The following is a 23,047-nucleotide window of genomic DNA, read 5'->3' as shown; positions in this document are numbered from 1 at the left end:
TTTTAGGAATTTTAACTAAAAATTGATAATATCAAAATTTATTTTTTCTTCTAAGTTATAATTTGAGCTTAATAACATAAAAAATTCTATATTTTTATATCTTAACTTAAGTCTATAAAAAGCCCCTAAAAATTCTTTTTGTAAAATTTTAGCCTCAAAGCGATTTCCTATTTTAAGTTCTGCATAACCAAAAATATAATTTTTTGAAGCTATCCAAGCAAAAAATTCATCTTCTAAATCAAGTTTTTCTTCTATGATATTTAAATCAGGTAAAATTTGCGCACTTTTAAAATCGGGCTTAAAATAAAGCTCTTTAGGATTTGCATGAGCTAAAATTTTTCCTTTTTCTAAAAAAGCGATTTGATCAGACATACAATAAGCATCTTCAATATCATGAGTTACCATAATAGCCGTAATGCCTTGATTTTCTATCATTTTTTTCAATTCTCTTCTTAAATCCTGTTTTAAATTTTGATCCAAATTAGAAAAAGGTTCATCTAAAAGCAAAAGCTGACATCCTCTTGCTATAGCTCTAGCAAAAGCCACTCTTTGCGCTTGCCCTCCTGAAATTTCATCAATTTTTTTATATCTTAAATCTTCAATTTCAAAAGTTTTAAGCAAATGATTTAAAATTTGATTTTTATCTTTTTTATCGTAAAGTGCAAAAAGTATGTTTTTCTCAACATTTAAATGAGGAAATAAAGCATAATTTTGAAACATTAAAGCCACTTCACCTTTGCAAGAAAACAAATCATAAGAACTAGCTTGTTCAAGCTTAGCAATAATCCTTAAAAGCGTGCTTTTTCCACTTCCACTACCTCCTAAAATGCTTAAAAATTCTCCTTCTTTGACATGAAGATTGATATTTTCTAAAGCTTGTATTTTTTCAAAATTTTTAGATAAATTTTTAATTTCTAACATCATCTTTCCTTGTGATTTTATCCATCCAAACAACAACCATTAAAGAAAGAAAAACGATAAACAAGGAAGGCAAAGCTGCATCATAAATTCTTTCATCACTTGCAAACCAGAAAGCTTTAACACTTAAAGTTTCAAAGCCAAAAGGCGCTAAAATTCTACTTAAAGGAAGTTCTTTAATCGTATCAATAAAAACAATAATAAAAGCCAAAAATAAAAAATGTTTCATTAAAGGTGTGTGAATTTTAAAAAATAAAATAAAATAACTCGCTCTTAAATTTAAACTTGCCTCATCAATATTTAGATGAATTTTATTATATCCTCCTTCTAAAGAATAAATTGCACTCGCTAAAAAACGAATTATATAAGCAAAAACAAGAACAAGTAAAGAATTTCCCAATAAACTCATGTGAAAAAATTTATCCAAAAATACAAAAAGCACTATAATGCTAATCCCTAAAGCAGCAGCAGGTATAGAATAACCCAAAGAACTTATTTTTAAAATAAATAAATTAAAAAAATGATTTTTAACTATCCTAGAGCTAAACATCAAAAAATAAGCTAAAAAAGTGGTAATTAAAGCAGTGATTAAAGCTAAGATTATAGTTTGAAAACTGATAATATAAAATTGCGATTCAAAAAGCTTATGATCTTTTAGCCCCCAATAAACTAGCCAAATAAAAGGTAAAATAAAACCTACAAAAGCAATCATAAAACAATAAATACAGGATAGAATTTGTTTAATAGGATTTAATTTTCTTTTTTTGATAAAAAGAGCTAAATTTTGATTAAAACTATAATGATGTTTATTTTTATAATAATAATCCACATACATAATCAAAAATACAAAAAGCATTAAAATACCCGATAAAACACTAGAAGAATAAGAATCATTCAAATCATACCAGAGTTTAAAAATTCCAGCCGAAAAAGTATCCACTCCCAAATAAGCACTTGCACCATAATCACTCAAAGTTTCCATTAAAACCAATAAAGCTCCAGAAAAAATGGCAGGTCTTGCACTCAAAAGTGCCACGCGTGTAAAAATTCTAAATTCAGAATATTTCATGATTTTAGCTACTTCATAAGCCTCTTTAGCTTCACTTTTAAAAGCTGTTTTAGCAAATAAATAAATATAAGGATATAAAGAAATAGCCAAAACAAAAATAACACCATAATGATTGAAAAAATCTATCCTAAAGCCAAAATTTTCGTGAAAAAATCCTTGAAAATCCATAATTCCCACATAAACAAAGGCTAAAATATAAGCAGGTATGGCTAAGGGTAAAATGAGTAATTTTTCTAAAATTTTACAGAAATAAAAATCATAATTTGCGATCAAATAAGCAGAACTCACACCCAAAATCAAGCTTAAACACAATACTCCCATGCTAATTATAAAAGTATCTTTGATGAATTTTAAAAATAAATAATCAAAAAAATGACTCAAATTTTCTTTAATAGATGAAAATTGGGTTAAATCACTTGTATTAAAATTTTGAAATAAAATATAAAAAAGTTCAGCAAAAATACCAAAAATAGGTAAAGCAAGAAAAAGGGCAAGTAAAATTGCCCCGAGTTTATAGTATTTTAAGGTTTTATACATTATCTAAAACCGACTTCATCGTAAATTTTAACCGCTTCTTTAATATTTTCTGCTATCTTACTCACAGGGATTTGATCTTCTTTGAAAGTTCCAAAATCTTTTACAGTTTGGCTTAATTCTACATCATTTCTTATAGGAAATTCATAATTACTATCAGTAAGAATTTTTTGAATTTCAGGACTTAACATAAATTCCATAAATTTTTTAGCCGCATCTTGATTTTTACTTGATTTTGTCATAGCAATACCGCTAATGTTAATATGCGTTCCTCTATTGTCTTGATTAGGAAAAATAATACCCAAAGAATTCCCCACTTCTACATCTTTTGGATTTTTAGAATTCTTTAAAAGCCCTATATAATAAGTATTCATAACTGCAAATTTAGCTTCGCCTGCAAATACTTGTCTGGCTTGATCTCTATCCCCACCCTTTGGATTTGTCGCAAGATTTTCAAGCACACCTTTAGCCCATGCTTTAGCCTCTTTATTTCCGTCATTAGCTATAATAGATGCTAAAAGAGTTTTGCTATAAGGAGCTGTAGCACTTCTCATAACAATTTCTCCTTTAAATTCAGCTTTTGCTAAATCTTCATAATTTTTCATTTTGCTAATGTCAATATTTGCGTTTTTATTATAAGCAATAATTCTTGCTCTTTTTGTAATCGCAAACCATTCTTTATCCTTATCTCTTAAATGAGCGGGTATAAATTCTTCTAAATATTTTGATGAAACAGGGGATAAAAGTCCTAAATTCTTAGCTTCTGTAAGATTTGAAATATCAGCTGTGATGAAAATATCAGCAGGAGAATTACTTCCTTCAAGAGAAAGTCTTTTAATAAGTTCTGAAGCTTTAGCTTGAGTATGATTGACCTTAATGCCCGTTTTTTCTTCAAATTTCTTAATAATCTGAAAATCAGCATCATAATGTCTTGCTGAGTAAATATTAAGCTCACTAGCACCTAAAAATGAAACAGCCGTTAAAAACATAAAGAAGATTTTTTTCATATTTTATCCTTTATTGAGAATTATACTCGGTCTTATTAAGATCTTTAAAATCAGTATGAGAATGTTCAGAACAAGCAAAAGCAAAGCCAATGCATAATAAAAATAAAATTATTTTTTTCATAGACATTAATTCCTTTTAGATATTTTGATAAGAAATATTAATATTAAAAAGTAAATATGACGTAATCTTTATATTTTTATATTTCTTTAAAGAATAAAGAGGTTTATTTTTGATACATATGTTGATAAATTTATGTTTTTAATAAACTCTTGATTAAATAAAGTTGATTAAAATTTTTCTTTTAAAAGGTGGTAGCATGTTTTCTTCATTTTTTGCAAGTAAAAAATGGGCTTTATGGGCTTATTTAGGACTTTTTTTACTCTTATTTTTTCTTTTCATTCAAACAAGTCTTAATGTTGCTATAAATTCATGGTATAGTGATTTTTATAATGTCTTGCAAAAACCTAAAATAGAAATTTTAGATTCAAATTTAACACAAAAAATAGACACTAATTTCGAAAATAATACCACTTTAATCCAAGAGGCTAATCAAAGAGCCGAGCAAAATTTCCAAAAAGCTAATTTTATCAATAAAGGCGCATTGTATTATTATCAAAATTTATTAGAATATTTTTTCAACTCTAGGGCTATGATTGAAAAGCTAAATTATTCAGCAAATGATTTTTATGCTTTGATTTTAGTTTTTTTGGCTATTGCTATTCCTTATGTTTTAATCGCTACGATTAATATCTATTTTGCTAGTGTCTATGCTTTTAAGTGGCGTGAGGCTATGACTTTTTCTTATTTAAAATTTTGGAAAAATAAAGATGACAATATAGAAGGAAGTTCGCAAAGAATTCAAGAAGATACTTATAATTTTTCCAAAATCGTAGAGAGTTTAGGACTTAGTTTTATAAAAGCTTTGATGACCCTTGTAGCATTTATTCCGATTTTATGGAGTTTAAGTGATGTTGTGAGTAAAGCTTTATTTGCAAATTTAAGCGAAAATTCTTCTTTTTATTTTTTAAAAAACATTGATGGTTTACTTGTTTATATTGCACTTTTGATTTCTTTAGGAGGCTTGGTTGTGTCATGGTTTGTAGGTATTAAGCTTCCCGGACTTGAATATAACAATCAAAAAGCTGAAGCAGCTTTTAGAAAAGAGCTTGTTTATGCTGAGGATAATCGCAAAGAATACGCTAAAAATGAGACTATGATAGAGCTTTTTACAGGGCTTAAATTTAACTATAAAAGACTTTTTTTACATTATGGATATTTTAATATTTGGCTCATTTTATTTGAGCAAATGATAGTTATAGTGCCATTTTTAATCATGGCACCAGGGCTTTTTGCTGGAGCTATAGGACTTGGTATTGTAATGCAGATTAATAATGCTTTTGATCAAGTGCGAAGCTCTTTTAGTGTTTTTATCACAAACTGGACAACTATCACTCAACTTAGAAGTATATATAAGCGTTTAAAGGAATTTGAGAAAAACATAGCTTATAAAGAACATTAGTGCCTATAAAAATATCTAAATTTGATAAAAACAAGTAAAGCAATAAAAAGCAAAGAGGCTGTGAATATACATAAAAATTCCCAGCCAAAACTTTCATAATAAAAACTTGGTAATACAGAACCTATAGCACCCCCACTGTAATAAAATGCTAAGTATAGCCCATTTGCCAATCCTTTTTTATTGGTAGATGAATTTAAAAGTCCTGAAAATATGCAATGACTGATAAACATTCCGCTACAAAACACAAACATGGCAAAAAATGTGAAGTAAAAATTATTTATTAACATACAAAAACAACCTGTAATAAAAACAACAAAACCAAAAATGGCTGTACGAATTTTTGAACCAAAAAAAGCTATAGTTTTTCCTATAAGTAGGGAGCTAATAACTCCTGTTAAAAAGCCCAAATAAACAAGTCCAATTTGTGTTTGTGTTATATTGGCTACACTTTCTTTTAAATGGAAAGGTAAAAAACTTACTATGCTTTGAAAGGAAAAAAAGATGATAAAAACACAGGATAAAATCACTATAAATTTAACCTCTTTAATAAAAGGTAAAAAATCTTTTAGTGAAATTTGCGTATTTAAATTGGTGCAGTGTTCTTTAAAAAATAAAAACAAAAAACCAGAACAAAGCATTAAAATAGCAAAAAAATTTAAAGCAAAATGCCAAGAAAAAAGATCACTTAAAAAGCTCCCAAACACTCTACCAACAAAACCTCCAAAAGTTGTAGCACCTACATAAATTGCTATATTTTTTTGTATATTTTCATTTTCTAAACGACTAAGTAAGGTAAGAAGTGCTGTAAGTATAGCAGGTATGCAAAGAGCTTGTAAAAATCTAAAGAAAAGAAAAAAATAAAAATTATTGCTTAAATTTCCGATGATTCCAAAAAATGCACACATAAACAAAGAAAAAATAAGAATTTTTTTTAAGGAAAAAATTTCAAGCAAATATCCATAAATTAAAGGAGCTACAGCCAAAGGAATGAGTGTGATACTAATCACCCAAGAAATTTGATGCAAACTCACATTAAAATAATTAGAAAGTAAAGGAGTTATAGGTTGTGGAGCATAAACGATAGCTAAGGTTAATAGGGCGCAAAAAATAATTAAAATTTTTAGTATTTTCATAATTTTAATTAAACTATAGCAAAAATTAAAGTTTAATTAAAAGAGTCTTTTAAGCAAAAATTTTACTTTTAATTGTGTATAATAAGGTTCAATAATATTTTATTTCTTAAGGAGCTTCATTGGACCCCAGTCAGGTTTTGGATTTAAACCAAACTTCTACAGCATCTTTTGATGCAGGATATTCTATGCTTATGGTTGTTGTTGCACTTGCTCTAGTGTTTTTAAATGGTTTTTTTGTTTTGTCTGAATTTAGTATTGTTAAAGTACGTCGTTCCAAGCTTGAAGAGATGGTAAAAGAAAAAAAAGCTGGTGCCAAGAAAGCTTTGGAGGTTACTTCAAGGCTTGATACGTATCTTAGTGCTTGTCAATTAGGAATTACTTTAAGTTCTCTAGCTCTTGGTTGGATAGGTGAGCCTGCTATTGCAAAAATGCTAGAAATTCCGCTTATTAATCTTGGTTTTAGCACTGTTATTATCCATACTATAGCTTTCATTATTGCTTTTAGCATTATTACTCTTTTGCATGTGGTTTTAGGAGAACTTGTGCCGAAAAGTATAGCTATTGCAGTTGCAGATAAAGCGGTTTTATTTATAGCTAGACCGCTTCATTGGTTTTGGATGCTCTTTTTGCCTTGTATTAAAATTTTCGATTTTTTAGCAGCTATAAGTTTGAAACTTTTTGGAATAAAACCTGCTAAAGAAAGCGAGCTAACTCATAGCGAAGAAGAAATTAAAATCATAGCAAGTGAGAGTCAAAAAGGTGGAGTTTTAGATGAATTTGAAACAGAGATCATACGCAATGCTGTTGATTTTTCAGATACTGTTGCTAAAGAGATTATGACTCCTAGAAAAGATATGATTTGTCTAAATAAACAAAAAAGTTACGAAGAAAATATGCAAATCATTTGTGAGCATAAACATACTCGCTTTCCTTATATTGATGGTTCTAAAGATACTATTTTAGGTATGATACACATACGAGATATAATACAAAATGAATTAAACCATAAAAGTCAAAATTTAGATACTTTTGTTAAACCTTTGATTTTGGTTCCTGAAAATATCAGCATTTCAAAAGTACTTGTAATGATGAATAAAGAACGCTCTCATACTGCATTAGTAGTTGATGAGTATGGTGGAACTGCTGGAATTTTAACCATGGAAGATATCATGGAAGAAATTATTGGCGAAATTAAAAGCGAGCATGAAGAAGACAGCTATAAAAAACTTGCTGAAAATATCTATGAATTTCAAGGACGATGCGATATAGAAACTGTTGAAGAAATGCTTGTAATAAACTATGATGAGGATTTAGAACAAGTTACTATAGGTGGTTATGTATTTAATCTTTTAGGACGCTTGCCTATGGTAGGAGATCGCATTGAAGATGAACTTTGTTACTATGAAGTTAAAAAAATGGATGGGAATTCTATAGAGCGTGTTAAGGTAGTTAAAAAAACAAATAAAGATGAAGAATAAGCCTCTTTAGGCTTATTTCTTTTTGTAAATTTGGTTTTTAATTTCTATACACTCAAAACCTTTTTCATCTAGTGTAACTACGCGTAAATATCCACCATCATCTATTTTACCCTCGCATAAAAATACTCTTTTGGCTATTTTCATAGGAAGTTTTTCTTTATTTCTGTGTCCAAAGATTTGATAAAGATTGTCCGAGGTGAAATTACAAAATTGATTTGCTACTTTTTGACTGTCTTCATATCCACCTACACCATAAATAAAGTCATGGCTTGGTATAAAACTTATTTTTTCAGGTTTGGAGGGTATAAAATTTACTCCTCCATGTGAACAAAATATGAATTTATTTTGGAATTTGTAGTATAAACATTCTTTTAGATGAGGATAGAGTTTTCTAGCATCTCTTGGAGTAAGTTTTTCTTTTCTAAAATCCTTTAAAGTATTTTCATTAAATTCTTTGGAATTTGACAATTCTCCATTAGCCCATTTTATAAGATGTCTTTCGTGATTTCCTTCTAGTAAGCATACATTTTCTTTTTCACAAATTTTTAAAAGAAATTTTATTACTTTGCCATTTTCTATACCTCTGTTGATATAATCTCCTAAAAATATATAAAATTCATCTTCTTTGATTGTTTTAATGTATTCTTTTAAAACACTATAACAACCTTGTAAATCTCCTATATGATGAATTTTTTTGTATTTGCTTAAATTTGGCATTTGGTAAAGACATTTTTTCCAGTCACTTGAGTCTAAAATTGCGTATTTTTTTGGATTTTTTTTGAGCAAATCTTGAGTTTTTTCCAAAAGAGCATAAGGGATGATATATCCATTTTTTTTAGCTTCTAAAAGATTTTTTTCTTGACATTGTTTTAAAGAGCTATCAAAAACAATAACATACATTTTATAGCGATATTGTTTCGCTAAGTCTTTGTAAATTTTTAATGTTTCATTGTAAGCGTTTATGATGCAAAACTCACCTTTTTGCATACGCATTTCTAGAAGTTTGAGTAAAATTTTACTCAAATCTTCATCATTTTTAACATTTAAAATTTTATATTCACTGACTATATTTTTGACGCTTCCTGATAAAAGACGCAAAGCATTTAAATCAAGTGTATAATTTTGAAGTTTATTATTTTTGATAAATTCTTCTTGTCCTGCGTAATAATTCCCTCTTAAAACAAGTAAGATTCGCACATTCTTTGCCTAGATTTTCTTTAAAAATTCAGTTTTTAAAACAATAACGCCAAATTTATCTACTCTAGCTTCAATTTCACTTTCTTTAGAAGTGAGCTTAATATTTTTTATAGTAGTTCCACGTTTTAAAGTTGTGCTTGCACCTTTAACTTTAAGATCTTTTATTACACTCACGCTATCACCTGTGTTAAGTTCTATTCCATTAGCGTCTTTAGCCATTTTTTTCCTTTCTTTGATCTAAAATATTTAAAATTTGCACCACTAAAGCAAAAGCCATAGCGGTATAAATATATGCCTTATCAATATGAATATCAAAACTTTCAGCAACTAAAACTACGCCTATTAGCACCAAAAAAGCTAAGGCTAAAATTTTAATGCTTGGATATTTTTCAACAAAATCTGCTATAGGTTTAGAAGCAAAAAGCATCACAGCTACTGCGATAATAACAGCGATAATCATGATGGTTACATCTTGAGCAATTCCTACTGCGGTAATAACACTATCAAGTGAAAACACTATGTCAATCACAGCAATTTCGGCCACAACTATCCAAAGTTTATTGCTTGCTTTAAAATGACTTTGGCCTTCTTCTTGATGAGAAATTTGTTCTTTAATTTCTTTAATAGACTTTACAATCAAGAAAAGCCCACCTAGTAAAAGAACTAGATCTCTTCCTGAAATTTCATTGCCCAATACACTAAACAAAGGTGTTACAAGTTTCATTACCCAAAAAAGAGATAAAAGAAGTAAAATTCTTGTAATCATTGCAAAAGCTAAACCTAAGATACGTCCTTTATCACGATGTTCAGGGGGTAGTTTGCTTACTAAAATAGCTAAAAAAATGATATTATCTATCCCTAGTACAATTTCAAGAGCGCTTAAAGTAGCTAAAGTAATCCAAGCATCAATACTAAATATCCATTCAAACATAAATTTCCTTGAAAATTTTAAAATTTTTTAAAGCGATATTTTATAGTTTTAAAGCAAATACCTTTAATTCTTTAAGAAAAAATTTCAATCACACTTAAGGGTAAAATTTCATGTTCTAGGTTATGGATTTTTTTTTCAAATTCTTCAAAACTCAAATTTCTTTTTTCAAAAGCTTTTTGAGCTATAATCATTCCACCATCAAGTTCTTCACTGACCCAATGCACACTGACTCCAGCCACTTTCATATCACTTTCATAACTTTCTTTAATCGCATGTGCTCCTTTAAAAAGGGGTAATAAAGAAGGATGAAGGTTAATTGCCTTAATATTTTTTGTAAAAACAGGACTTAAAATTCTCATAAAACCTGCTAATATAGTAAGATTTGCTCCACTTTCTTTGATTTTTTGTACCAAAATCGTATCAAATTCTTCACGAGTATTATAAGCCTTATGATCAACAATGACAGTATCAAGACCAAATTTTTTTGCTCTTTGTACACCAAAAGCATCTTTTTTATTACAAATGCAAAGTACTACTTCATAGGTATTTTCCCCTATGGTTTTTTTATGAAGTTTTTCTAAAATATTTTCTAAATTACTTCCATTTCCGCTAAAAAGCACGGCTAATTTTACAAGCATTTTAATCCTTTGATAAGTTTTAAAGCGTCAAAGCTATTTTTATTAAATTTATATTTTTTTGCAACAAGTCCATGAGCTAAAGTAGCATTTTTTGCTGCTTCTAAAGCGCTAAAACCAAAACCTAAATGTGCAGCAATCATTCCACTTAAAACATCTCCACTCCCACCTTTAGCTAAGGCTTGATTTCCTAAATTTACAACAAATAATTTTTCTTTTTGCACAATAATAGGATTTGCTCCTTTTAAAACAAGAACACAATCATAATTTTGCGAAAATTTTCTAGCATAGAAAAAGCGATTTTTTTGCAATGTTTCTATATCTAAATCCTCATCAAAGCACATTTTATAAAGTTTTATAAATTCTTTTGGATGAGGGGTTATAACAACATCTTTTCTGTTTAAATACCAAAGCAAAGCTTCACTTAAAAAGCAGTTTGCATCCAAGATCAAAGGAGTGTTTTGCAAAATTTCATCTTTTAGAAAATCCAAATTTTCAAGCCCCATGCCTAAAGCAATAGCACTTGCATTATTTTCAATTTTTTCTTTTAACATCAAAAGAGGCGAGAAACTTTTTTGTGCTACTAAAGAAACAAGACCTGCTCCAAAATTTAAGGCTCCAAGTCCTGCTAAAGTTCCAGCACTTGCATTGGCAACTGTATAAATATGGCCAAAATTTCCTTTATTGGCGTTGATTTTTCTATCTATAGTTTTTAAATCTTTTTTTTCAAGCAAAAAAGCTTGAGAATTAGGGTAAAATTTCTTAGATCTAATGCCTAAATTGGCTATTTTAATCCTTCCTACAAATTCCTTAGCAAAATCTTCAAGTAAAATTTCCTTTAAAGCTCCCATACAAAGTGTAATATCAGCTTTAAAACAAGGATAAAATCCCAAATTTGTAGGTATATCACAAGCTATTTTTAAAGCCTTACTTTGATTAACTTTTTGAATAATTAAACTTGTTTTTTCATCTAAACAACGATTTGAACCTGTACCTAAAATACAATCAATGATAATATGAAATTTTTTAAAATTAGGCTCCTTTTGACAAAATTTAAAAGCATAATTTTGTAAAATTTGCTCTTGTTTTTTAAAAAGCGTATTTTCTTTAAAGCCTATTTTATAAGCTTTAGCGTGTTTTAAATTTCTTAAAGCCACCAAGCCATCTGAAGCGTTGTTACCCCCGCCTAATAAAAAAAGTATTTTTACTTTTTTAATCTTGCGTTGAATACGGATCTTTTTAGCTTCTTTTTTAATCAGTTTAGCTAAATTTAATCCCGCATTTTCCATTAAAATAAGCTCATCTAAGCCTTTATTTATAGCATTTTGTTCTAAAATTTTTATATTATCAATAATAGCTTTCATAGTCTTTTTTCACCAAAAAATATATATTTTTTTCTCTTTCTTCTTCAAATTTTTTCATTTTGGGTAAAAATTTCTGGATCAAAGCGCGAAAATTCTTAAAACCATAATTTTGCGGATGAAAATCCGAGTATTTGCGGTTCATATTAGTGCGGATTTGTGCGTATTCGGCACGCCCTTTTTCATCGATGAGTTGTTCGGTGATATTGATTAAAGCTCTTAAATAATCCTTGCTTAAAATATCTTCTTTTTTACTCTCGTCTTTATCTAAATAAAAAAATTCACTAAAAGCATTTACATAGGATTTTATAGATTTTTCAAGCCCCATTCCTATAATTTGTTTTTTATTTTCTCTTAATTTTTGAATGAGTGAAGTATAATCACTATCGCTTGAAACAATAACAAAAATGTCTATATTTTTTTCATAAAATATAGACATGATTTCAGTGATTAAATACATATCGCTTGAGTTTTTGTTGGCTGCAAAATTAAATTGTTGCATAGCGATTAAAGAATATTCAGCAATTTGCTCTCTCCAACCTTGTATATTTTTTTGAGTCCAGTCTCCATAAATGCGTTTAATGATAACTTCTCCGTAATCTGAAGCAATATCAAAAATACTTTTAGCGTATTTTGCAGGGATATTTTCTGCATCTATAAAAATAGCTATACTTTTATTTTCCATTTTAATTCCTTGCTCTAAAGCTTAAAGCTTCTAAAATATGGGTTTTGTTAATATTAAGACTTTGTTCTAAATCTGCTATACTTCTTGAAACTTTTAAAATTTTATTGAGTGATCGCAAAGAAAGATTATAACGTGAAATTGCTAAATCTAGCGTATCTTTAGCATCTTTTTCCAATACACAAAAACGACTCAAATCTTCATCTTTTAATTTCCCATTAAATTCTTTTTGCCCCCGTTTTTTACCAAAAATAAAAGCTTGTAAAATTTTTTCACTCATTTCTTTAGAACTTATACTTACTTTATCATCCTTGCTGATCTCATCCATAGCTACATAAAGATCAATCCTATCCATAATAGGAGCTGAAATGTGATTTTTATACTTTTTAATCTCATTTTCGCTACAAACGCAAGAAAGATTTTTGGAGAATAAATTTCCACAAGGACAAGGATTTTGGGCAGCTATAAAGCTAAATTTTGTTTCATAAGTGATTTTAGAATTTACTCTTGAAATATGAATTTTATAATCCTCCAAAGGTTCTCTTAAACTCTCTATGATTTGCTTGTTAAAATGTGGAAATTCATCAAAAAACAATACTCCACCATTTGCAAGTGCTACTTCTCCAATTCTGGCATTTTTTGTTCCTCCGCCAAAAATACTTGCTCTTGTAGAAGTATGATGAGGATGGCGAAAAGCACGAATTTTAGTAAATTCACAATCTTTTGAATCTAAAGACATATAAGCATTTTGCATTAAAATTTCACTTAAACTTTGAGGGGGCATGATATAAACAAGGCGTTTAGCACACATGCTTTTACCACTTCCTGGACTTCCTTCAAATAAGATATTATGCATACCTAAAGCAGCTATCATGCAAGCTCTTTTGGCTTTTTCCTGTCCTTTGATATCTTTAAAGTCAAGTTTAAAATCCATATTTTGTAAAAAAATTTCATTTTCTATTTGTAAAGGGTTTGTAAATAAAGGATGATTGTGAGAAAAGCGAAAATTTTCATAATTTTTTTCTTTAAAAAACTCTATTGCTTCATTTAAATTTTCAAGTCCATAAACCTCTAAATTTGGTATCATGGAAGCTTTTTGTGCTATACTTTTTGGAACAACGATCTTAGTTTTTTTAATTTTAGCAGAGAGAAACAAAATCAAAGAAAAAAGCTCGTTTGTACTTTTAATACTTCCATCAAGTCCTAATTCTCCTACTACAAAAAAGTCATCTAATTCTTCATTTTGTAAAAGAATTAATAAAGCGATAGCCAAGTCAAAATGCGATCCCTTTTTTGGGATGCCTGAAGGACTAAGATTGATAGTAATTTTTTTAGCAGGAAAAGCAAAATCACAACTTAAAAGCGTGGCTTTGATGCGTTCGACACTTTCCTTAATCGCTGTACTTGCAAGCCCTACTATGCTTAAATTTGGCAAACCTCTTGTAAAAGTGGATTCTACCTCTATAATGTCTAAGCCTTCATGAAAGCTTATGCACTTTAGTTTTTTCATTTCTCTTTTTTATGATTTTTCTTCTTTTTCTTAAATTCTTTATCGAATTTTTGACGCTTAGCAAAGGAAATTTTTTCTATAAATAAATGTCCATTTAAATGATCATTTTCGTGTTGAATAGCCACAGCTAAAAAACCTTTTGCTTCAAGTTCTTTAAATTCTCCAAAGCGATCTTGATATTTAAGCAAGATATGATTATAGCGTTTCACTTCTTCAAAAAAATCTGGCACACTCAAACACCCTTCTGTGCAAGTGATCATTTCTTCATCTAAAGGAATAATTTCAGGATTGATAATCTCTAGCAAATCTTCTTTTTTTTGTTCATCATTTTCATTAAAAATATTCACAAGTAAAACACGCAAAGGAATATCCACTTGAATAGCTGCTAAACCTACTCCATTACTTGCTATCATAGTTTCATACATATCATCAAGCAAGGTGTGAAGTTCTGTATCAAATTTATTTACAATTTCAGAGTTTAAAAAAAGTCTAGGATTGGGATAGGTGATAATTTTTCTAACCATTAAAAAACCTTTGTTTTAAATGATCTCCAAAGAAATCATTTAAAACTTTTTTCCAAAACCTTATCAATCAGCCCATATTCTTTAGCTTCTTGTGCTGACATGAAAAAATCTCTTTCTGTATCTTTTGCTATTTTTGCAACTTTTTGCTTAGTATTTTTTGCCAAAATATCATTAAGTATAGTTTTGAGTCTTAAAATTTCTTTGGCTTGAATTTCAATATCTGTGGCTTGACCTCTAGCTCCACCTAAAGGTTGATGAATCATAATACGTGAATTAGGCAAAGCAAAACGTTTTCCTTCTGCGCCACAACTAAGCAAAAATGCTCCCATAGAAGCAGCTTGTCCTATACAAATCGTACAAACATCAGGTTTGATATAGTTCATAGTATCATAAATACTAAAACCACTTGTAATTACACCACCTGGAGAATTGATATAAAGATAAATATCTTTTGTAGGATCTTCAGCTTCTAAAAAAAGAAGTTGTGCTACGATAGAAGCGGCAAGTTCATCATGAATTTCACCACTTAGCATAATAATTCTATCTTTTAAAAGGCGTGAATAAATGTCATAACTTCTTTCACCACGACTAGATTTTTCAATAACATAAGGAATAAACATTATTTATCTTCTTTCTCTTTTTTGCTCACTTTTTCCGATTTTTCTGTTTTTGGCATAAAAATATCATTAAAAAGTTTTTCTTCAATTAAAGCCATTTTCACAGCAGGCAAAGCTCCTTGTTTTTTATAGTTTTCTAAATGCTCTTTTGGATTCATACCATAGCGATATGCTTCAAAATAAATCGCTTGAATCAATTCTTGATCATTTACTTCAATCTTACGCAATTTTGCAAGTTCATCAATGATAAAAGTAAGTTTTACACTTTTTTGTGCTTCTTCTTTAAAAGAATCACGTTTTTCTTGATATTTTTCTTTACTTGCTTTAAGCTCTTCAATTTCTTTTTCGCTAAAAGTATTAAAAGCCGCACGCATCTGCATATCAGTTTCTTGTTCTACTATGCCTTTAGGTAAATCAAAATTATATTTTTCAATCAAAGCATCTGCAAATTTGCCTTTTAATTCATCATTTACAAGTTTGAAAAGTTTTTCATTTTTGATTTGCTCTTTTAATTTTTCATCTAAAACTTCAACACTAGCTTTTTCTTCTCCTGGTAAAAGTTTTTTAAGCATTTCATCATCAAGTTCTGGAATTTTAAGCTCTTGAATTTCATGTAGTTTTACTTTAAATACTGCATCTTTACCCGCTAAATGCGCTGCGCCGTATTCTTTAGGGAAAGTTACTTTGATATCTTTTTCTTCACCTATTTTCATTCCCACCATACCATCTTCAAAACCTGGAATAAATTGCTTAGAACCAATTTCTAAAACATAATTTTCAGCTTTACCACCTTCAAAAGCTTTATCATCTACAAAACCTTCAAAATCAAATTTTGCAAAATCACCTTCTTTTAAAGCTCTTTTTGTTTTTATAGCTTCAGGAGTAGCAAAACGCTTTAAAAGTTCATCTTTTTTCTCATCAATTTCTTTTTTACTTACTTTTGGAGTTTGATATTCAGGGATGAGTTTTTCATAACCCTCAAGTTTGATTTCAGGTTTAAAAGAAAGTATTAATTCAGCAATAATTTCTCCATCTTTACGATCAAATTTTTCAAAATATGGCTCACCTACAAGCTCTTTATTTTCTTTTTTAAGTTCTTGTAAAGCGCTATTTACAGCGGATTTAAAAAGATTTTGTTCTGCATCTTGAGTGAGCTCTCTTTCATATCTTTTAAGTACGGCACTTACAGGAACTTTTCCTGGTCTAAACCCATCCATTTTTACACTTTTAGAAGCTTTTTTTGCTAAATTTTCTACTTCATTTTTGATCATTCCTGAAGGAATTTTTACACTAGCAGTCGCATTAACAGAATCTAGTTGCTTTGCCTTTACTTCCATAGTTTTTTTCCTTATAAAATAAAATTTGCTTTTAATGATAGCAAATTTTTCCTTATTACTTGCATAAAATTTTAAAGTAATTTATGATAAAATTGCAATATAACATTACTATTAAAATATAAAAATATTTTTGGAGAAAAATTTGCAAAAAAAATTTGAAGATTGTGTTAAAACCATGCTTGAAATTATAGGAGAAAATCCAAATCGTGAAGGGCTTATTAAAACACCAAATCGTGTTTTTAAAGCTTATGAATTTCTTACTAGTGGTTATACGCAAAATGTCAAAGAAATTTTAAATAATGCTTTATTTGAAAGCTCTAATAATGAAATGGTTTTGGTGCGTGATATAGAATTTTATAGCCTTTGCGAACATCATCTTTTACCTTTTTTTGGGCGTGCTCATGTAGCCTATATTCCTAATAAAAAAGTAGTAGGTTTAAGCAAAATTCCACGCCTTGTAGAGGTGTTTGCAAGAAGACTTCAAATTCAAGAACAACTTACCGAACAAATCGCACAAGCTTTAATGGAAAATGTCGATGCCAAAGGTGTTGGCGTAGTCATAGAAGCAAGACATATGTGTGTTGAAATGCGTGGAGTACAAAAAGCTAATTCCACCACTACAACTTCAGCTTTGCGTGGAATTTTCTTGAAAAATGAAAAAACTAGAGAGGAATTTTTTTCTCTCATAAACTCTGCTAAACAGGTAAGATTTTAATGAATCTTGAAAAACTACGATCAAAACTTGGTAAAGAAAATTTAAGTGCTATTTTTGGAGAGATTACAAAAATTTCTGCTACGAGTATAGAAATTCGTGGGCTTAAAACAGGGGTTGGAGATATAGTGAAGTTAGTTTCCAATGAAAATGAAAATTTAAACACTCTAGCTATGGTCGTAGAAATCAAGGAACAATTTAGCTATTTAAGTCCTTTTTCTTTTATAGAAGGTTTTAAAATAGGCGATCGTGCTTTCATAAGTGATGCAGGTATGCAAATAGGCGTTAGCGATGAACTTTTAGGCAGAGTAGTAGATCCTTTTATGCGCCCAAAAGATGGTAAAGGAGCTATAGAAGTAAGTAAATATATGCCTATAATGCGTGCACCTATTGATGCGATGAAAAGAGGGCTTATAGAAGAAGTTTTTCCCGTGGGTGTTAAAACTATAGACGCGCTTTTAACTTGTGGTGTAGGACAAAAACTTGGTATTTTTGCAGGAAGCGGGGTAGGAAAATCCACTCTTATGGGAATGATAGTTAAAAATTCCAAAGCTCCTATAAAAGTAGTGGCTCTCATAGGAGAAAGGGGGCGTGAAATTCCTGAATTTATACAAAAAAATTTAGGCGGAAAGCTCGATGATACAGTGATTATTGTTGCTACAAGTGATGATAGTGCTTTGATGCGTAAATACGGTGCTTTTTGTGCAATGAGTGTGGCAGAATATTTTAAAGAACAAGGTAAAGATGTACTTTTTATCATGGATAGTGTAACGCGTTTTGCTATGGCGCAAAGAGAAATAGGACTAGCTCTTGGGGAGCCTCCTACAACCAAAGGTTATCCGCCAAGCGTTTTAAGTCTTTTGCCTCAACTCATGGAAAGAACGGGTAAAGAAGAAGGTAAAGGCACTATAACAGCCTTTTTTACCGTTTTAGTAGATGGAGATGATATGAGCGATCCAATCGCCGATCAAAGTCGTTCTATCTTAGATGGACACATTGTTTTAAGTCGTGAATTAACAGACTTTGGAATTTATCCTCCTATTAATATACAAAACTCTGCTTCAAGGGTAATGAGTGATATTATAAGTCCTGAACACAAAATTTGGGCAAGAAAATTTAAGCGTTTAAACTCGCTTTTAAAAGAAAATGAAGTACTGCTTCGCATTGGTGCTTATCAAAAAGGAAGTGATAAGGAACTTGATGAAGCTATTTCTAAAAAAGAATTTATGCAAAAATTCTTAGGACAAAACCCTGAGGAAAGCTTTGAATTTAACCAAACTTTAGAGCTCTTAAGTCAAATTGATACGCCAAATACTCCTTTGCCACCAACTCAAAATATAAATGTAGGAAGTGCAAGTGCAACCTTGCCTAATCCTAATTTAAAATAAAATTATTTGATAAAATAATCTCCATCAAAACTGATTAAAGAATATTTTCTTTCATCACCTATGCTTTGAGTTAGCTCTTCTATGCTTAAAAAACTTAGCGTATCAGCTTCTACATATTCACGCACTTCTTCAGCATTTTTATTTGCGCTGATAAGTTCTTCAAAAGTTGGAGTATCTATACCGTAAGTATCAGGAAATTTGATCTCAGGACAAGCTATGGCAAGATGGATTTTGCTCGCTCCTGCAGCACGAAGTAAGGAAATTATTTTTTTAGAAGTAGTGCCACGCACCAAGCTATCATCAATGACTACGATTTCTTTGCCTTCTAAAACTTTACGCATAGGGTTAAGCTTTAATTTTACTTTTAAATTTCTAAGCTCTTGAGTTGGCTCTATAAAAGTTCTTCCTACATAATGATTTCTTACTATTGCCATTTCAAGAGGGATTTGTAAATATTGAGCAAAACCTATAGCTGCACTTACTCCACTATCTGGCACAGGCACGACAAAGTCTGCTTTATAAGCAAATTTTTTAGCTAAAGCTTCGCCCATTTTTTTACGCACTTCATACACGCTTTTACCTTCTACTATGCTATCAGGTCTAGCAAAATAAATGTATTCAAAAGCGCAAATTCTAGGAGTTTGAGAAAAAAGTTCTATGCTTTCAAATTTATCATTTCCCTGAGTAAAAATAAGCATTTCCCCTGGTTTAACATCGCGAATAAATTCAGCCTCTATAAGATCAAAAGCACAAGTTTCACTAGCAACTATATAGCCTCCATCTTTTAAACGTCCTAAAGACAAAGGACGTACCCCATGAGGATCTCTTACAATATAAAGTTTATCTTTGCTTGCTAAAACAAAACAATAAGCTCCTATACATTCTTTTAAACTCTCAATAAATCTATCTTTTAGACTTTCTTGCTTACTTCTTGCGATAAGATGAACAACATTTTCTGTGTCCATATTGGTTTGAAAAATAGCCCCATCTTGAATAAGTCTTGATCTTACTTCTTCTTTATTGACTAAATTTCCATTATGCGCTAAAGCAATATCACCTAAAACCGAAGTGGCTGCTATGGGTTGGGCATCGTTTAAACTTGAATTTCCTGCTGTAGAATAGCGATTATGCCCTATAGCGATTTCACCTTCTAAAGTTTTTAGATTATCAGGATTAAAAATTTGACTCACTTCACCTTTAGCTTTAATAGTCTTAATATTTTTACCATTACTCACACTAATGCCACTTGCTTCTTGCCCACGGTGTTGCATAGCAAAAAGCGCATAATACGCATAAGTGCTAGCATTTTTTGAATTGATAACTCCTACAACTGCACACATTTTAAATTCCTAAAAAATCATTGATTGAATACATTTTTGCTTCTTGCTTGCTAAGCCAAATAGCGATTTTAATCGCACCTTTAGCAAAAGTCGCCCTTGAAGTAGCGGTATGATTAAGTTCTAAAAACTCACCATCTTCGTAAAAACCTACCGTATGGCGTCCTACTATATCGCCACCCCTTAAACTCATCACGGCAATCTCATCTTTACTTCTTTCACCTATAATGCCATCTCTTCCACTTACTCTTACTTTTTCAAGTTCTAAATTTCTAGCTTTTGCTACACTTTGAGCTAAAGTCATAGCTGTACCACTTGGGGCATCTTTTTTATGGCGATGATGCATTTCTAAAATTTCTATATCAAAATTTCTTAGCATTTGACTGGCTTTACTAGCAAGATAGTTTAAAACCGCAACACCTAAAGACATATTGGTCGCGTAAAAAATCGGCATCACTTCACTAGCACTTTGCATCAAATGTAAAATTTTCTCATCAAGCCCTGTTGTACCTATTACCAAAGGTTTAGGCATAGTTCTTGCATAATTTAAAAGCTCATGAGTTCCACTTGGGGAAGAAAAATCAATAATCACATCGCTTTTTTCAAAAAGCTCTCCTAAATTTCCACCCTTATCATAAAGTATCGAAATTCGTGCTTGTGTTTCGCTTTTTAAACATTCTTCAATCTGTTTTCCCATTCGTCCTTTAGCGCCATAAATTCCTATTTTAATCATCTTTTTCCTTGAAAATAAAATATTGATTTTAGCATTTATTTTGTAAATTTTAAATAATAAAATTAAGCTTTATAGTTTTTTAATTTATATAAATTATCTAACAATTTTGCTTCTTCTCCTAAGCCCTTGCTATGATAAAATTTTAAATTTTTACTAAGATATTTTTGCTCTACCCAGCCACCAAAATCATGTGGATAAAGATAGTTTTGTTTTTCTTGATGATTGTTGTTAAGATAATTAGGTATTTCTAAAGCTTCATTATTTTTTACATAGTTTAAAGCTTCATTGATAGCTTTGTAGCTTGCATTGGATTTGATTGTGCTTGCTAAATAAACTACGCATTGGGCTAGGATAATTCTTGCTTCAGGATAACCTATATTTTTAACAGCTTCTAGAGTCGAAACTGCTAAATTTAAAGCATTTGGATCGGCATTTCCGATATCTTCACTTGAAAAAATCACTAAACGCCTAGCGATAAAATCCGCACTTTCTCCTGCATCAATAAGTCTTGCAAGATAATAAATAGCTGCATCAACGTCACTTCCGCGTAAACTTTTTATCATTGCACTTGCTAAAATATAATGTGTATCTTTTGAGCTAACACCTTCACTATTTATGGTGTTGCGAAGTTTTTTAAGATTTTCAAGACTGATATGTTTTTCATCTAAAACCAAGACAAATTCAAGCAAATTTAGCATAGCTCTTGCATCAGCGCTTTTAAGTAGAAAATCTTTAGCTTCTTTATCAATACTAAATTTCATTTTTTCTTGTACACGCAAGAGTAAAGTTTCAAGTTCTTTTACCCCTAAAGATTTAAATTCAAAAAGCATGGAACGACTTCTTATGCCAGAACTTAAAACAAAATAGGGATTTTCAGTGCTTGCGCCGATTAAAATTAAACGGTAATTTTCCATAGGAATTAAAAGCATTTCTTGTTGGGTTTTGCTAAGGCGGTGAATTTCATCAATAAAAATTAAAGGCTTATAAAGACTATTTTTATAATTATCTAAAATTTTTCTTAGTTCTTCGAGTTTAAAATTTCCTCCATCAAATTCATAAAAATCTAAGCCAAATTCTTTGGCTACAACTCTAGCAAAAGTTGTTTTTCCAGAACCTGCTGTTCCAAAAAAAATACTATGAGGAAGTTTTTGTAAAGCAGTAAATTTTTTGAAAATTTCTATAAGCTCATATTGTCCTAAAATATCATCAAAGTGTTCAGGGCGAAAGGTCAAAGCTAGGCTCATTAATTTAAATCCATATTTGAAAATTCACTACCATTAATTTTTAGCTGAGGATTGGCTAAACTATCATAAGATAAATTTAGAAAAAAGTTATTATTTTCTTTTAAAAAATATTGATTTAAACCTCCATAATCCTTTGTCCAAGGAAAAATTTCATCAGGTTCATCTGAACTGATAACTTGCAATTTTGCTTGATAAGAGTTGTTAATATTTAAATTGCCTTGTAGGCTGATATTTTGTTTATTTTTTTCAAGAATTAAATTTTGTATTGTTAGATCAAGATTTTTTTGAATAAAATGAGAGATATTGAAATTTGAATTAAGAAATTTATTTATGGTTATATTAAATTTTGTTTTGTTAAAATTCAAATTCTGACCCAATAAAGATTTAAGATCAATATTAATTTCATTGGATTTTCCTTGTATGTTTAAGTTTACTACTGAATTTTCTTCATTAAAATTTACTTGGTTTTTGCTATAAAAAGAATTGATTTTATTATTATCTAGTATAAGATAATCAAAGTTGATCTCTTGTTGGCTATCGTTAAATAAATTTAACTCATAAAATTGCACAGGATTGTTAAAAAATTGTTCGTAATTTAAATTTTGCAATACAAATTTAGTATAAAATTGAGAAAAATTAATCATATCAAAATGTATTTTAATGTTTTTAATTTCTAAATTTTTATTCATTAAAGCTTTAATATATCCACCGTTTATGATGGTATCTCCGCCTTCATTGCTTAAATTTATATCTTTAATATTTAGAAATATTTTAGAGTTGTTATCGTGTAATTTGAGAGTAAAGGTTCCTAATTTATTGTTTTTTAACACTTCATCTAAAAAATCAAAAGGATTTGTAAAATTTCCTTTTATAATTTTATTTAAGAAAAAATAATTATTAAATTTAAGGTTGATTTTGGTTGAAAGCTGTGTATGAGAGTGATTTAAAGTAAAACTTCCTTTAGAAGTTAAAAAACCTTTTTTGAAGTAAATATCTGTAATTGTATAATCAGGATTGCTGTTTTTAATAAATTTATTAAATAAAAGTTCGTTAGTGTATCCTATATAAAATATATGAATAATAAAACCTAATATAAAACAAAAAACAATAAAAATCCATTTTTTCATTATTTGCCTTAGATGAAAATATAAGTGTTATTTTATAAATTGCTTGTTAAAAA

23 protein-coding genes are annotated in these 23,047 nt (G+C 29.6%); 4 read left to right on the top strand and 19 right to left on the bottom strand.

Annotated features, from left to right (window positions below):
* Positions 1-15 precede the first annotated feature (15 nt).
* Genes ELQ06_RS07055 through ELQ06_RS07040 form a run of 4 tightly spaced genes read right to left on the bottom strand, consistent with a single transcriptional unit; the run spans position 16 to position 3,655 of the window.
* Complete coding sequence (locus ELQ06_RS07055; RefSeq protein WP_072227273.1) at positions 16-924, bottom strand: ABC transporter ATP-binding protein; 909 nt, start codon at positions 922-924, stop codon at positions 16-18.
* Positions 908-2,524 carry an iron ABC transporter permease gene (locus ELQ06_RS07050; protein WP_052796477.1) on the bottom strand — a complete coding sequence of 539 codons (1,617 nt, stop codon included), beginning with the start codon at positions 2,522-2,524 and terminating at the stop codon, positions 908-910. The genes ELQ06_RS07055 and ELQ06_RS07050 overlap by 17 nt, the downstream gene beginning before the upstream one ends.
* Positions 2,524-3,528 carry a Fe(3+) ABC transporter substrate-binding protein gene (locus tag ELQ06_RS07045; RefSeq protein ID WP_052794265.1) on the bottom strand — a complete coding sequence of 335 codons (1,005 nt, stop codon included), beginning with the start codon at positions 3,526-3,528 and terminating at the stop codon, positions 2,524-2,526. The genes ELQ06_RS07050 and ELQ06_RS07045 overlap by 1 nt, the downstream gene beginning before the upstream one ends.
* A 10-nt stretch (positions 3,529-3,538) precedes the next feature.
* On the bottom strand, positions 3,539-3,655 hold the full coding sequence (locus tag ELQ06_RS07040; protein WP_079460120.1) for a hypothetical protein: 117 nt from the start codon (positions 3,653-3,655) through the stop codon (positions 3,539-3,541).
* A gap of 190 nt (positions 3,656-3,845) precedes the next feature.
* Between ELQ06_RS07040 and ELQ06_RS07035 the strand changes: the two genes are divergently transcribed.
* Entirely contained in the window at positions 3,846-5,048 is a 1,203-nt protein-coding gene (locus tag ELQ06_RS07035) for a putative transporter (RefSeq protein WP_052794264.1), read from the top strand.
* Here the strand turns inward: ELQ06_RS07035 and ELQ06_RS07030 are convergent.
* Positions 5,045-6,175 carry an MFS transporter gene (locus tag ELQ06_RS07030; protein WP_052794276.1) on the bottom strand — a complete coding sequence of 377 codons (1,131 nt, stop codon included), beginning with the start codon at positions 6,173-6,175 and terminating at the stop codon, positions 5,045-5,047. The genes ELQ06_RS07035 and ELQ06_RS07030 overlap by 4 nt on opposite strands.
* Before the next feature lie 125 nt (positions 6,176-6,300).
* On the opposite strand from ELQ06_RS07030, the gene ELQ06_RS07025 reads away from it, so the two are divergent.
* Positions 6,301-7,659: a hemolysin family protein gene (locus ELQ06_RS07025; RefSeq protein ID WP_002869507.1), complete on the top strand. Its 1,359-nt coding sequence runs from the start codon at positions 6,301-6,303 to the stop codon at positions 7,657-7,659.
* A gap of 12 nt (positions 7,660-7,671) precedes the next feature.
* On the opposite strand, the gene ELQ06_RS07020 is transcribed toward ELQ06_RS07025, so the two are convergent.
* From ELQ06_RS07020 to tig, 10 genes are all read right to left on the bottom strand, one after another.
* Positions 7,672-8,856: a metallophosphoesterase gene (locus ELQ06_RS07020; RefSeq protein WP_002937148.1), complete on the bottom strand. Its 1,185-nt coding sequence runs from the start codon at positions 8,854-8,856 to the stop codon at positions 7,672-7,674.
* A gap of 9 nt (positions 8,857-8,865) precedes the next feature.
* A complete protein-coding gene (locus ELQ06_RS07015) occupies positions 8,866-9,075 on the bottom strand; it encodes an alkylphosphonate utilization protein (protein ID WP_052794263.1) in 210 nt (69 codons plus the stop codon).
* On the bottom strand, positions 9,068-9,787 hold the full coding sequence (locus ELQ06_RS07010; protein WP_002873212.1) for a TerC family protein: 720 nt from the start codon (positions 9,785-9,787) through the stop codon (positions 9,068-9,070). The genes ELQ06_RS07015 and ELQ06_RS07010 overlap by 8 nt, the downstream gene beginning before the upstream one ends.
* Positions 9,788-9,858: 71 nt before the next feature.
* Positions 9,859-10,425, bottom strand: coding sequence for a phosphoribosylglycinamide formyltransferase (purN, locus tag ELQ06_RS07005; RefSeq protein WP_052794262.1), 567 nt, complete (start codon positions 10,423-10,425; stop codon positions 9,859-9,861).
* The gene (locus tag ELQ06_RS07000) at positions 10,416-11,786 is read right to left on the bottom strand and encodes a bifunctional ADP-dependent NAD(P)H-hydrate dehydratase/NAD(P)H-hydrate epimerase (protein ID WP_052794261.1); all 1,371 of its coding nucleotides are present in this window, start codon (positions 11,784-11,786) and stop codon (positions 10,416-10,418) included. The genes purN and ELQ06_RS07000 overlap by 10 nt, the downstream gene beginning before the upstream one ends.
* Positions 11,770-12,468, bottom strand: a complete 699-nt coding sequence (locus ELQ06_RS06995) for an NYN domain-containing protein (RefSeq protein WP_044260743.1) — start codon at positions 12,466-12,468, stop codon at positions 11,770-11,772. Before ELQ06_RS06995 ends, ELQ06_RS07000 begins: the two co-directional genes overlap by 17 nt.
* 1 nt (position 12,469) lies before the next feature.
* The gene (locus ELQ06_RS06990; protein ID WP_044260744.1) at positions 12,470-13,975 is read right to left on the bottom strand and encodes a YifB family Mg chelatase-like AAA ATPase; all 1,506 of its coding nucleotides are present in this window, start codon (positions 13,973-13,975) and stop codon (positions 12,470-12,472) included.
* Positions 13,972-14,499 carry a peptide deformylase gene (gene def / locus ELQ06_RS06985; RefSeq protein WP_002869061.1) on the bottom strand — a complete coding sequence of 176 codons (528 nt, stop codon included), beginning with the start codon at positions 14,497-14,499 and terminating at the stop codon, positions 13,972-13,974. Before def ends, ELQ06_RS06990 begins: the two co-directional genes overlap by 4 nt.
* A 35-nt stretch (positions 14,500-14,534) precedes the next feature.
* Entirely contained in the window at positions 14,535-15,119 is a 585-nt protein-coding gene (gene clpP, locus ELQ06_RS06980) for an ATP-dependent Clp endopeptidase proteolytic subunit ClpP (RefSeq protein WP_002806309.1), read from the bottom strand.
* Positions 15,119-16,453, bottom strand: a complete 1,335-nt coding sequence (tig, locus tag ELQ06_RS06975; RefSeq protein ID WP_032604007.1) for a trigger factor — start codon at positions 16,451-16,453, stop codon at positions 15,119-15,121. Before tig ends, clpP begins: the two co-directional genes overlap by 1 nt.
* 142 nt (positions 16,454-16,595) lie before the next feature.
* Between tig and folE the strand changes: the two genes are divergently transcribed.
* Positions 16,596-17,168, top strand: a complete 573-nt coding sequence (folE, locus tag ELQ06_RS06970) for a GTP cyclohydrolase I FolE (protein WP_002937171.1) — start codon at positions 16,596-16,598, stop codon at positions 17,166-17,168.
* Positions 17,168-18,553, top strand: coding sequence for a flagellar protein export ATPase FliI (gene fliI, locus ELQ06_RS06965; protein ID WP_052782237.1), 1,386 nt, complete (start codon positions 17,168-17,170; stop codon positions 18,551-18,553). The genes folE and fliI overlap by 1 nt, the downstream gene beginning before the upstream one ends.
* 2 nt (positions 18,554-18,555) lie before the next feature.
* On the opposite strand, the gene purF is transcribed toward fliI, so the two are convergent.
* From purF to ELQ06_RS06945, 4 genes are all read right to left on the bottom strand, one after another.
* Entirely contained in the window at positions 18,556-19,893 is a 1,338-nt protein-coding gene (purF, locus tag ELQ06_RS06960) for an amidophosphoribosyltransferase (protein ID WP_002857257.1), read from the bottom strand.
* A 1-nt stretch (position 19,894) separates the two neighbouring features.
* Positions 19,895-20,623 carry a 4-hydroxy-tetrahydrodipicolinate reductase gene (gene dapB / locus ELQ06_RS06955; protein ID WP_002851754.1) on the bottom strand — a complete coding sequence of 243 codons (729 nt, stop codon included), beginning with the start codon at positions 20,621-20,623 and terminating at the stop codon, positions 19,895-19,897.
* Positions 20,624-20,685: 62 nt separating this feature from the next.
* Positions 20,686-21,867 carry an AAA family ATPase gene (locus tag ELQ06_RS06950; RefSeq protein ID WP_002937186.1) on the bottom strand — a complete coding sequence of 394 codons (1,182 nt, stop codon included), beginning with the start codon at positions 21,865-21,867 and terminating at the stop codon, positions 20,686-20,688.
* The gene (locus tag ELQ06_RS06945; RefSeq protein WP_052798015.1) at positions 21,867-22,994 is read right to left on the bottom strand and encodes a hypothetical protein; all 1,128 of its coding nucleotides are present in this window, start codon (positions 22,992-22,994) and stop codon (positions 21,867-21,869) included. The genes ELQ06_RS06950 and ELQ06_RS06945 overlap by 1 nt, the downstream gene beginning before the upstream one ends.
* Positions 22,995-23,047: the final 53 nt, after the last annotated feature.

Origin of the sequence: Campylobacter sp. CH246, assembly GCF_004378835.1 — a bacterium.
GTDB lineage: Bacteria > Campylobacterota > Campylobacteria > Campylobacterales > Campylobacteraceae > Campylobacter_D > Campylobacter_D jejuni.
This window is presented reverse-complemented; position numbering and strand designations above follow the sequence as displayed.